Raw genomic sequence first — 11,277 nt, 5'->3', positions numbered from 1 at the left:
TCTCCGCTCCGACCTGCGTCCGTAGGGCTCACGCTAGGAACCGGACGGCCCCGGCCGCCTCGGGCAGCGGGCGGGACGGCCCAGGGCACTTCGGCCTAGGCCCTGTCGTCAAATTCCCGCCTGCCGCGCGGCGTCTGGCACGCACTCCCCCAGCTACCGCTGGGAGGTGCCCCCACGCTGCGTTGCCGAAACGCCCTAGTAGCTCCGCTACGAGGGCGCCCCGGCGCCTTGCGATCGCACGCACCAGACGTCGCGCGGCCCGCCCTTCGGGCGGACGACGGGAATGTGACGACAGGACCTAGTCCCGCCGACCTAAGCGAGGGCCTCCGGTGGTCCGATACGGACGCGCCCGCCCCGCCGGTACCGTGAAGCCATGACCAACGGACCGGGAGACGCACACGGCCCCGGAGACGGGCCCGGCGCCGGGATTCCCGCCGTGAGCAGCGCCATCCTCGCCATGAGCAGGCACCTGGAGGTGCGCGACGTCCTCAAGACGATCGTCGCCTCCGCCCGCGAACTGCTCGACGCCGAGTACGCCGCCCTCGGCGTGCCCGACGACCACGGCGGCTTCGCCCAGTTCGTGGTCGACGGCGTCAGCGAGGAGCAGTGGAAGGCCATCGGCCCGCTGCCGCGCCAGCACGGCATCCTCGCCGCGATGCTGCACAACGCCACCCCCGAGCGGCTCGCCGACGTCCGCGCCGACCCGCGCTTCGGCGGCTGGCCCGCCGCCCACCCGGACATGTCCGACTTCATCGGCCTGCCGGTCGCCGACGGCGACGAGATCCTCGGCGCGCTCTTCCTCGCCAACAAGAGGTGCCCCAAGCCCGCCGGCGGCTGCGGCTTCACCCCCGAGGACGAGCGGCTGCTCGGCATACTCGCCCAGCACGCCGCCATCGCCCTGACCAACGCCCGCCTGTACGAGCGCAGCCGCGAGCTGACCATCGCGGGGGAGCGCGCCCGCCTCGCCCACGAACTGCACGACGCCGTCGCCCAGAAGCTCTTCTCGCTGCGGCTGACCGCGCAGGCCGCCACCGCCCTCGTGGACCGCGACCCGGCGCGCGCCAAGGGCGAGTTGCAGCAGGTCGCCGCCCTCGCCGCGGAGGCCGCCGACGAACTGCGCGCCGCCGTCGTCGAATTGCGGCCCGCCGCCCTGGACGAGGACGGCCTCGTCGCCACCCTGCGCTCCCAGGCCCAGGTCCTGGACCGCGCCCACCACGCCCACGTCACCTTCGAGGCCCAGGGCGTACGCGCCCTGCCCGCCGCCCAGGAGGAGGCGCTGCTCAGGGTCGCCCAGGAGGCGCTGCACAACGCCCTGCGGCACGCCGGGGCCGGCCGGGTCGAGGTGACCCTCGTACGGCGCGGCCAAGGCGCCCTGCTGCGCGTCGCCGACGACGGCCGGGGCTTCGACACCGGCGCGGTGCGCCGCGCGGGCCGGCACCTGGGCCTGGTGTCGATGCGCGACCGGGCGAGCGGCGTCGGTGGCCGGCTCACCGTGGAATCGGAGCCCGGCAAGGGCACCGCTGTCGAGATGGAGGTACCCGGTGGGTGACACCGGTGCAATCAGGGTCCTGCTGGTCGACGACCACCAGGTCGTCCGCCGCGGGCTGCGCACCTTCCTGGAGGTCCAGGACGACATCGAGGTGGTGGGGGAGGCGGCCGACGGCGCCGAGGGCATCGCGGCCGCCGAGCAACTGCGCCCGGACGTCGTCCTGATGGACGTCAAAATGCCCGGCATGGACGGCATCGAAGCCCTCCGCAAGCTACGCGAACTGGACAACCCGGCCCGGGTGCTGGTCGTCACCAGCTTCACCGAGCAGCGCACCGTCGTCCCGGCCCTCCGCGCGGGCGCCGCGGGCTACGTCTACAAGGACGTGGACCCGGACGCGCTGGCCGGCGCCATCCGCTCCGTACACGCGGGGCACGTCCTCCTCCAGCCCGAGGTGGCCGGCGCGCTGCTCGCCCAGGAGGAGGGCAACAACGGCCACGGCCGCGGCACGTCGCTGACCGACCGGGAGCGCGAGGTGCTCGGCCTGATAGCGGACGGCCGTTCCAACCGCGAGATCGCGCGTGCGCTGGTGCTGTCCGAGAAGACCGTCAAGACCCACGTCTCGAACATCCTGATGAAACTCGACCTGGCCGACCGCACCCAGGCGGCCCTGTGGGCGGTCCGGCACGGCATCGGCGCCTGATCCTGGCCCGGTCCGACTATCAGGGCGCGCGCCGGTCCGGTGTCATCCCATCCGAGATTCATACCGTCGGGTGGACGTCACCCATGTGGCGCAACCCGTCCGGCGCCCGGCCGTTCTCCATGGCGTGCCGCGGAACTCGACCGCGGCCGTCGTAAGGAGAGGTCGAGAGAAGTGAAGAACATCAAGAGGGCCGTGGCCGTCACGATCGCGACGGGCGGACTCGCCGTCGCCGGTGCCGGCATCGCCTCCGCGCAGGGCATCGCACAGGGCGGCGCCGTGAACTCCCCCGGCGTCCTCTCGGGCAACCTGCTCCAGGTCCCGGTGCACGTCCCGGTCAACGTCACCGGCAACACCGTCACGGTCATCGGCGCCCTGAACCCGGCCTTCGGCAACCGCGGCCACAACTCCTGACCGCCTTCGCGCGACAGGCCGGCCCGGACCCCACCCCCGACGGGCCGGCCCCCGCCGGGCATCCGACCACCACCACCCCCGCGGCCCAGCGCCGCTATGTGAGGAACACTCCTATGAACACCGCCAAGAAGGCCGCCCTCGTCCTCGCCACCGCCGGTCTCGCCGCCGGTGCCGCCGCAGGCACCGCGGCCGCCACGGGCCACGCCCACGCCAACGGCGCGGCCGTCAAGTCCCCCGGCGTCCTCTCCGGCAACCTCGTGCAGATCCCGGTGGACGTGCCCGTGAACGTCTCCGGCAACAGCATCAACGTCGTGGGCATTCTCAACCCGGCCCACCACAACGCCGCCGCCAACCACTGAGGCACGGCCACCGAGCCACGAACACTCCCGGACCGCGTCAGCACACGCGTCTTCCCGAAGGCCTCGCCCGACCGCGCCCGGTCGGGCGGGGCCTTCCCGTACGGCAGCACCCCCGGCCGGGGGATGGCACCGGCTCTCAGCCCCGGCGCCGCTCGGCCTCCTCCACGTACGCGTTGTACGCCGCCACCTGGGCCCGCCGGGCCGTACGCTCCACCGGACGCAGCGCCTCGGCCCGCGCCGCCATCTCGGACGCGCTCACCGCCCCGCCGTGCTCCCGCCCGTCCCCGCCGGCGCCCCGCGCGATGCCGACGAGCGCGCCGACCCGCTGGGCCAGCTCCAGCACCCGCGCCGCCCGCGGCGGATAGCCGGGCGCGAGCACCTGCCGCCCCGCCTCGGCCCGCGCGCGGTACGCCTCCAGGGCCGCCTGGGCGACCGGCCCGGACCCGGCCACGTCCAGCCTCGCGAGCGCCTCGGTCGCCTCCCGGAGGGCTTCCGCCAGCTCCCGCTCCGCCTCGCCGAGCGAGGGCACGTCCGCCGGCGGCGCGTCCCGTATCGCCAGGCAGTGCCAGACCACCTCCACATGCACGTCCGCGCGGGACACCGCGGCCTCCGGCGCCGCGTCCCCCGGCCCGGACTCGAACACCTCGGGGACCAGCCCCAGCGCCGCACCGGACACCAGCACCGCCTCCCCGGCCTCCAGCGCCCGCGCGTTGAACTCCGGCGGGCCGCTCAGCCCCAGCGGGTGCCCCGGCACCGGCAGCGCCACCCGCAGACCGGCCGCCCCCAGCGCCCGCAGCCGCCCCAGCGCGAGCGTCAGCCCGACCGGGCCCGGCTCCCCGGGCAGGCCCCGCACGCGGTGCACCGCGTCGTCGTCCGCGATCCGCTGCGCGGCTTCATCAGGTGAGACAAGTCCGGCCAACAGGGCATTTCCCCACGCGGCCAGCCGTCCCGAACGAGGTTCGTCGAGCATGCCCCCCAGCCTAAGGACAGGCACTGACATCGAGTGGCGTAGGTTTGCAGGGGGGAGGCGCCCACAGGCGCACGAGACGACCGAGATGCAATGGGAGACAACGCGCTCATGAGCGATGTGCTGGAGCTGGTGGACGTATCCGTGGTCCGCGAAGGACGGGCTCTGGTGGACCAGGTCTCCTGGTCGGTCAAGGAGGGCGAGCGCTGGGTGATCCTCGGCCCGAACGGCGCCGGCAAGACCACCCTGCTCAACGTCGCCTCCAGCTACGTCTTCCCGAGCACCGGAACCGCCTCGATCCTCGGCGAGACCCTCGGCAAGGTCGACGTCTTCGACCTGCGCCCCCGCATCGGCATCGCCGGCATCGCGCTCGCCGACAAGCTGCCGCGCAGCCAGACCGTCCTGCAGACCGTGCTCACCGCCGCGTACGGCATGACCGCCGGCTGGCGCGAGCAGTACGAGGACATCGACGAGCAGCGCGCCCGCGCCTTCCTCGACCGCCTCGGCATGAACGAGTACCTCGACCGGAAGTTCGGCACCCTCTCCGAGGGCGAGCGCAAGCGCACCCTCATCGCCCGCGCGATGATGACCGACCCCGAACTGCTGCTCCTGGACGAGCCCGCGGCCGGCCTCGACCTCGGCGGCCGCGAGGATCTCGTACGCCGCCTCGGCCGGCTCGCCCGCGACCCGTACGCGCCCTCCATGGTCATGGTCACGCACCACGTCGAGGAGATCCCGCCGGGCTTCACCCACGTCCTGATGATCCGCCAGGGCAAGGTGCTCGCCGCCGGGCCGCTCGACCTGGAGCTGACCTCCAGCAACCTCTCCCACTGCTTCGGCCTGCCGCTGGTCGTCGAGCGGCACGGCGACCGCTGGACCGCCCAGGGCCTGCCGCTCGCCTGAACCACCCCGCCCCGCTCCGTTCACGGCCGGACGGCCCCTGTCCCGGGCCGTCCGGCGGATCTACCATGAAGGCGTGGATCCATGGGTGTGGTGGCTCGTCGCCGCCGTAGGGCTGGGCATTCCGCTCGTCGTGACCGCGATGCCCGAGTTCGGAATGCTCGCGGTCGGCGCCGTCGCCGGCGCCGTCACCGCGGGCCTAGGTGGCGGCACGGTCGCGCAGTTCGTCGTCTTCGCCGCCGTGTCGGTCGCGCTCATCGCGGTGGTGCGGCCCATCGCCAACCGCCACCGCAACCAACGCCCGCAGCTGGCCTCGGGCATCGACGCCCTCAAGGGCCGCTCCGCCACCGTCCTGGAGCGGGTCGACGGCGCGGGCGGCCGCGTCAAGCTGGGCGGCGAGGTCTGGTCCGCCCGCGCGCTCGACGCCGACCAGGTGTACGAACCGGGCCAGCAGGTGGACGTGGTGGAGATCGAGGGCGCCACCGCGGTCGTCATGTGAGAGTTCAAGCCAGTCGTCGTACGAGCGCACCGATGAGGCGAAGCGCCTGCGTGGCGGCCGGTCGCTCTGAAAGACTCGATCAAGACCAGGCCGGCACCGGCCGCCGCAGTCAGCAACCGAGGGGTACCGGGGAGCCGCAGTGCAACCGATCATCATCGTCCTGATCATCCTGGTGGTGCTCGTATTCATCGCACTCATCAAGACGATCCAGGTCATCCCGCAGGCCAGCGCCGCCATCGTCGAGCGCTTCGGCCGCTACACCCGCACCCTGAACGCGGGCCTGAACATCGTCGTCCCGTTCATCGACTCCATCCGCAACCGGATCGACCTGCGCGAACAGGTCGTCCCCTTCCCGCCGCAGCCGGTGATCACCCAGGACAACCTGGTCGTGAACATCGACACCGTCATCTACTACCAGGTCACCGACGCGCGCGCCGCGACGTACGAGGTCGCCAGCTACATCCAGGCGATCGAGCAGCTGACCGTCACGACCCTGCGCAACATCATCGGCGGCATGGACCTGGAGCGGACGCTGACCTCCCGCGAGGAGATCAACGCGGCACTGCGCGGCGTCCTGGACGAGGCCACCGGCAAGTGGGGCATCCGCGTCAACCGCGTCGAGCTCAAGGCGATCGAGCCGCCGACCTCCATCCAGGACTCGATGGAGAAGCAGATGCGCGCCGACCGTGACAAGCGCGCCGCGATCCTCCAGGCCGAAGGCGTCCGGCAGTCCCAGATCCTCACCGCCGAAGGCGAGAAGCAGTCCTCGATCCTGCGCGCCGAAGGTGAGGCCAAGGCCGCCGCGCTGCGCGCCGAGGGCGAGGCCCAGGCGATCCGGGTGGTCTTCGAGTCCATCCACGCCGGCGACCCGGACCAGAAGCTGCTGTCCTACCAGTACCTCCAGATGCTGCCGAAGATCGCCGAGGGCGACGCCAACAAGCTCTGGATCGTGCCCAGCGAGATCGGCGACGCCCTCAAGGGCCTCGGCGGCGCCATCAACAGCTTCAACCCCGCGGGCGGCGGCGCCCCCGGCATGACCAAGCCGGCCCCGCACCGCGAACAGCCGCCCATCGACTGACCCCGGCTCCCTCCAGGGCCCGTCCCCCAACAGCACCGTCCCGCGTGCTGTTTCGGGGGCGGGCCCTGGTGCATGATCAGGCGGACGGCCGATCACGGCCCGCGCCGATCAGGTACGAGGGAGTCCGCATGACCGTCTGGGAAGCGCTCGCCGTCTTCGCGGCGGGCGGTGCCGCCGGCGCGATCAACGTCGTCGTCGGCTCCGGCACCCTGATCACCTTTCCCGTCCTGCTCGCCACCGGCCTGCCCCCGGTGACCGCCAACGTCTCCAACACCCTCGGCCTGGTGCCCGGTTCGCTCAGCGGCGCCATCGGCTACCGCCGCGAACTGGGTGGCCAGCGCGACCGCGTCCTGCGGTTCGCGGCCACGGCACTGGCCGGCGGCCTGCTCGGCGCGGCACTGCTCCTGGTCCTGCCCTCCGCGGCCTTCGACGCGATCGTGCCCGTACTGATCGCCGTCGCCCTGGTCCTCGTCGTGTGCCAACCCCGGCTCGCCGCCGCCCTGCGCGCCCGCCGGGAACGCGAGGGCACCACCGCCCGTGCGGACGGTGGTGCCCTGCTGCTGACCGGACTCTTCTTCGCGAGCGTGTACGGCGGCTACTTCGGCGCCGCCCAGGGGGTCGTCTACCTCTCCCTGATGGGCCTGCTGCTCAGCGACGACCTGCAGCGCCTCAACGCCGTCAAGAACGTCCTGACCCTGCTCGTCAACGCCGTCGCGGCGCTCTTCTTCCTCTTCGCCGCGCACTTCGACTGGCTCGCCGTCGTCCTCATCGCCACCGGCTCGGCCCTCGGCGGCCTGATCGGCGCACGGATCGGCCGCCGGCTGCCGCCGGCCGTACTGCGCGGGGTCATCGTCGCGGTCGGCCTCGCCGCGATCACCCAGCTGCTGCTGGACTGACCTCCGGCAGCCCCAGCCACCCGGGCAGCTCATCCCGTACGGAACCGGCCAGCGCCGCCACCAGCGCGTCGGCCGGCGTCGGCTCGAACGGCCGCTTCAGCAGCCGCATCCCCGCCTGCTCCGGCGTACGGTCCGCCTTGCGGTGATTGTCCTCGGCGCAGGAGGCGACCGTATTCAGCCAGGTGTCCCCGCCGCCGCGCGACCTCGGCACGATGTGGTCCACGGTCGTCGCCCGCCGCCCGCAGTACGCGCACCGGTGCTGGTCCCGTACGAGCACACCCCGCCGCGACCAGGCCGCCTGTCTTCGGAACGGCACCCGTACGTACCGGCTGAGCCGGATCACCTGTGGCACCGGCACCTCCACCGCCGCGGCCCGTATCCGCAGCCCCGGATGCGCCTGCTCGACGACCGCCTTGTCCTGCATCACCAGCACCACCGCGCGCCGCAGCGACACCGTCGCCAGCGGCTCGAAGCTCGCATTGAGCACCAGTGTCTCGCGCATCCCGTCCACCTCCCGGTCCCCGTTCGCCGCTCGGCGAAGTGGCTCCACTGTGCAGGTCCAGTGATCCCCCGGACAACGCAATTTCCGCACGCCACAAGGGAGATGGGAGATGAGCGGCAAGTGAAGAGACGGGTGCGGGGACGGGTGCGCAGGGGGAGCGGAAGCAGCTCGCCGCGGCGCGAAGCGGGCGGCACGCTCCGGGGCCCCACCCCCGTGCGTTCGCCGGGACCCCGGAGCGTATGACAGCCGACGCGGCCGTCCGACACGAGAGCGGACTCCGGCAGGCGGCGGGCGACACACCTGCGCCCCACCGCCTCCGCCGCTGCGGTGCCGGCTGCCCAACGGCCGTGGTACCAGCCGTATGTCAGCCGTGTACCACTGTGCGAGCAGGAACGCCGGGGCGCAACGCATTTAGAGCCGGTACCCGGCCCCGAAGGGACCGGACACCGGCTCATTTCGCCCGACGCCCCGCTCAGCTTCCGGCGGGCACCTCGTACTCGCCGATCAGCTGGGCGCGGCCGATCGCGTGGAACCGCAGGTTGAAGCCGACCACGGCCGGCGTCGCGGACGCGTCAGGGCCCAGCTTCTCCTGGTCCACCGCGTACACGGTGAAGACGTAGCGGTGCGGCCCGTCACCGGGCGGCGGCGCCGCACCCGTGAAGTCGGGCGAACCCGCGTCGTTGCGTACGTGCACGGCACCTTCCGGCAGCCCCTTCATGTCACCCGAGCCGGCACCCGCGGGCAGCTCCGTGACCGAAGCGGGGATGTCGAACACCGACCAGTGCCAGAAACCGCTGCCGGTCGGCGCGTCCGGGTCGAAGCAGGTGACGGCGTAGCTGCGGGTCCCCTCCGGCGCGCCCTCCCAGCGCAGGTGCGGCGAGGTGTTGCCCTCGGCCTGCACCTGCGCCGACGGGAGCGGACCGCCGTCGGTCACCTCGTCGCTCACCACGGTGAACCCGGCCACCGGCGGATGGAAATCGTGCGGGAGCGGCCGGCGCTTGAGCTCGGACACCTGGGCACCTCCTGAGTCGCTTGCGGACACCTGTCCGGCCAGGTTAGAGCCAGTTCCGCCGGCCGCCGACCTCGGCCAGCCACTGGTTGAGGTACGCCGCCCAGTCGGTCGTCTCGAAGCCGTTGAGCGGGACCACGAAGGAGCGGTACGTGTCACTGCCCTCGCTGAAGAGACCGGGCTTCTTGTCCATCTCCAGCACCACGTCCATCTCGCGGTCGTCCGCGACGAAGGACAGCTCCACCTGGTTGAGGCCGCGGTACTGCTGCGGCGCCTGGAACTCGATCTCCTGGTAGAACGGCAGCCGCTGCCGCGTGTCACGGATGTGCCCCTGCTCCAGGTCCGCGCTCTTGAACCGGAACCCGAGCCGGCCGAACGCGTCCAGGACGGCCTGCTGGGCGGGGAGCGGGTGGACGTTGACCGGATCGAGATCCCCGGAGTCCACCGCGCGGGCGATCTCCAGCTCCGTCGTCACGCCCACGTGCATCCCGCGCAGCTCCTGCCCGAGAAACATCGTCACGGGCGTCTCCCACGGGATCTCCAGCCCGAACGGCACCGTGTGCACGGCACCCGCCTGCACCTCGAAGGCACCACCCAGCCGCAGCTTGGTGAACTCGACGTCCTTCTTGTACTCCTGGTCGCCGCCCTCCACCTCGACCTTGGCCTGGAGCCCGACGGAGAGCCCCTCGATCTGCTGGGCGACCGAACCGCCCTGGATCCGCACCTCGCCCTGCACGATCCCGCCCGGCACGACGTTCTCCTCGAAGAGCACCGTCTCCACCGACGCGCCTCCGGCTCCCAAGCTGGCCAGCAGCTTCTTGAACCCCATGGTGCTCGTCCTCCCCAGGCTGTCGCCTGTACCTCGTGTGCTGCGCCGCGAACTCGGCCCGGCCCGATCCCTACCCACGCCAGAAGGCGCGGAGTGGTTCCGTGTGCCACACCTTCCCAACCGGGACACCCCCCGGGCCAGTCGCCCGCAGGGTGCTTCGCGTCGCTCTCCGTTACCCTTGATCCGCATGATCGTCGCACCGGACCGCCGACCGCTCACGCGGGACTTCTTCGACCGTCCCGTCCTCGACGTCGCGCCTGAGCTGCTCGGCCGCACACTCGTACGCCGTACTCCGCAGGGCCCGATGGAACTGCGCATCACGGAGGTCGAGGCCTACAACGGGTCATCCGACCCCGGCTCGCACGCCTACCGAGGACGCACCGCGCGGAACGCCTCGATGTTCGGCCCGCCGGGCCACGCGTACGTGTACTTCATTTACGGCATGTGGTTCAGCCTCAACCTGGTCTGCAACTCCGAGGGCACCGCGAGCGGCGTCCTGCTGCGGGCCGGCGAGGTGCTCACCGGTACGCAGCAGGCGGCCGAGCGCCGGCCCAAGGCGCGCAACAACCGCGAGCTGGCCAAGGGCCCGGCCCGGCTGGCGACCGCCCTCGACATCGACCGCTCCCTGGACGGTACGGACATCTGCTCCACCGACCCCGACCAGCCGCTCACCGTTCTGCACGGCCATCCGGCGGACGCCGCCGAGGTGCTCAACGGCCCGCGGACGGGCATCAGCGGCGAGGGCGCCGTCCACCCGTGGCGCTTCTGGATCGACGGCGACCCGACCGTCAGCCCGTACCGTGCGCATGTGCCGCGCAAGCGCAGGAGCAGGGCTGCTTGACTCTGTCCGCCCGACCGCCTAACGTGGCCCGAGCCGCTTGAAACGGGCAGCGCTGTCTGCGCAGGCCGTCGGGCGACGCAAACCCACTACCTACGAACGATCACCCCGGCGGGGTCCTGTTTCGCTTGCCGAAATTCGACGCCACGGCTCGATTATGGGCCGGACGGGAATTCGACTAACGTAGTGATCACGCCGAAAGGCGTAAACAACCCCGCCGATGGGGAATCGGAAACGAGCGCAGTCCGACAACGGACTGCACAGCGGATCTGATAGAGTCGGAAAGGCCGAAAAGCGAAAGCCGGACGGCCGCCCCGCTCCGACGGGGGCCGGAAACGGAAAGCGGAAACGCCGAACGGATCTGGTAAGATCGGAAACGCGAAGAAGCCGAAAGGCCGAAACGCACCGGCGAAAATCAGGACCGCGAGGATCTGATAGAGTCGGAAACGCAAGACCGAAGGGAAGCGCCCGGAGATCCTGGTGAAACAGGCACAAAGGAAGCGTCCGTTCCTTGAGAACTCAACAGCGTGCCAAAAGTCAACGCCAGATATGTTGATACCCCGTCCACCGGCATCAGTCGGAGGGTGAGGTTCCTTTGAAAAGCCCACCGGCACTACGGTGCGGGTGGCACACACAGCGAGGACGCTGTGAACGGGAAGCCTATTCCGCTTCCTGTTCCGCTCTCGTGTGTGTTACCGGGATAACCCGGAAACATTCACGGAGAGTTTGATCCTGGCTCAGGACGAACGCTGGCGGCGTGCTTAACACATGCAAGTCGAACGATGAAGCCCTTCGGGGTG

General features: G+C 71.5%; 13 protein-coding genes and 1 rRNA gene. 10 read left to right on the top strand and 4 right to left on the bottom strand.

The features are described 5' to 3' along the window. Positions 1-373 precede the first annotated feature (373 nt). The 4 genes from ACH4K4_RS17040 to ACH4K4_RS17025 all read left to right on the top strand — a co-directional run bounded on the left by ACH4K4_RS17040 (position 374) and on the right by ACH4K4_RS17025 (position 2,959). A complete protein-coding gene (locus ACH4K4_RS17040; protein WP_398168059.1) occupies positions 374-1,549 on the top strand; it encodes a GAF domain-containing sensor histidine kinase in 1,176 nt (391 codons plus the stop codon). Continuing rightward, entirely contained in the window at positions 1,542-2,189 is a 648-nt protein-coding gene (locus tag ACH4K4_RS17035; protein WP_398168057.1) for a response regulator, read from the top strand. Before ACH4K4_RS17040 ends, ACH4K4_RS17035 begins: the two co-directional genes overlap by 8 nt. Positions 2,190-2,360: 171 nt before the next feature. Beyond that, positions 2,361-2,600 (top strand): chaplin, encoded by a 240-nt coding sequence (locus ACH4K4_RS17030; protein ID WP_398168055.1) that lies wholly within the window; start codon positions 2,361-2,363, stop codon positions 2,598-2,600. A gap of 113 nt (positions 2,601-2,713) precedes the next feature. Next, entirely contained in the window at positions 2,714-2,959 is a 246-nt protein-coding gene (locus ACH4K4_RS17025) for a chaplin (RefSeq protein ID WP_398168054.1), read from the top strand. Between the two features lie 136 nt (positions 2,960-3,095). On the opposite strand, the gene ACH4K4_RS17020 is transcribed toward ACH4K4_RS17025, so the two are convergent. Next, positions 3,096-3,929 carry a hypothetical protein gene (locus ACH4K4_RS17020; RefSeq protein WP_398168053.1) on the bottom strand — a complete coding sequence of 278 codons (834 nt, stop codon included), beginning with the start codon at positions 3,927-3,929 and terminating at the stop codon, positions 3,096-3,098. 90 nt (positions 3,930-4,019) lie between these two features. Between ACH4K4_RS17020 and ACH4K4_RS17015 the strand changes: the two genes are divergently transcribed. The 4 genes from ACH4K4_RS17015 (at position 4,020) to ACH4K4_RS17000 (ending at position 7,299) form a co-directional block, all read left to right on the top strand. Beyond that, positions 4,020-4,829: an ABC transporter ATP-binding protein gene (locus ACH4K4_RS17015; protein ID WP_398168052.1), complete on the top strand. Its 810-nt coding sequence runs from the start codon at positions 4,020-4,022 to the stop codon at positions 4,827-4,829. Between the two features lie 85 nt (positions 4,830-4,914). After that, a complete protein-coding gene (locus ACH4K4_RS17010) occupies positions 4,915-5,325 on the top strand; it encodes an NfeD family protein (protein WP_398168682.1) in 411 nt (136 codons plus the stop codon). Positions 5,326-5,464: 139 nt separating this feature from the next. Next, positions 5,465-6,403 (top strand): SPFH domain-containing protein, encoded by a 939-nt coding sequence (locus tag ACH4K4_RS17005; RefSeq protein ID WP_398168051.1) that lies wholly within the window; start codon positions 5,465-5,467, stop codon positions 6,401-6,403. 128 nt (positions 6,404-6,531) lie between these two features. Beyond that, entirely contained in the window at positions 6,532-7,299 is a 768-nt protein-coding gene (locus tag ACH4K4_RS17000) for a sulfite exporter TauE/SafE family protein (RefSeq protein ID WP_398168050.1), read from the top strand. On the opposite strand, the gene ACH4K4_RS16995 is transcribed toward ACH4K4_RS17000, so the two are convergent. The 3 genes from ACH4K4_RS16995 to ACH4K4_RS16985 form a co-directional block, all read right to left on the bottom strand. Beyond that, positions 7,277-7,801, bottom strand: coding sequence for an HNH endonuclease (locus tag ACH4K4_RS16995; protein WP_398168049.1), 525 nt, complete (start codon positions 7,799-7,801; stop codon positions 7,277-7,279). The genes ACH4K4_RS17000 and ACH4K4_RS16995 overlap by 23 nt on opposite strands. Positions 7,802-8,273: 472 nt before the next feature. Next, positions 8,274-8,813 (bottom strand): YbhB/YbcL family Raf kinase inhibitor-like protein, encoded by a 540-nt coding sequence (locus ACH4K4_RS16990; RefSeq protein WP_360139388.1) that lies wholly within the window; start codon positions 8,811-8,813, stop codon positions 8,274-8,276. A gap of 43 nt (positions 8,814-8,856) precedes the next feature. After that, positions 8,857-9,639 carry a sporulation protein gene (locus ACH4K4_RS16985; RefSeq protein ID WP_398168048.1) on the bottom strand — a complete coding sequence of 261 codons (783 nt, stop codon included), beginning with the start codon at positions 9,637-9,639 and terminating at the stop codon, positions 8,857-8,859. 187 nt (positions 9,640-9,826) lie between these two features. On the opposite strand from ACH4K4_RS16985, the gene ACH4K4_RS16980 reads away from it, so the two are divergent. Continuing rightward, positions 9,827-10,480 (top strand): DNA-3-methyladenine glycosylase, encoded by a 654-nt coding sequence (locus ACH4K4_RS16980; RefSeq protein WP_398168046.1) that lies wholly within the window; start codon positions 9,827-9,829, stop codon positions 10,478-10,480. Positions 10,481-11,191: 711 nt separating this feature from the next. Beyond that, a 16S ribosomal RNA gene (locus tag ACH4K4_RS16975) occupies positions 11,192-11,277 on the top strand; the annotation flags it as partial.

Source organism: Streptomyces sp. NPDC017529, assembly GCF_044329785.1.
Classification (GTDB): domain Bacteria; phylum Actinomycetota; class Actinomycetes; order Streptomycetales; family Streptomycetaceae; genus Streptomyces.
The sequence above is the reverse complement of the archived record's forward strand: the minus strand, read 5'-3'. Positions and strand labels throughout refer to the sequence as shown.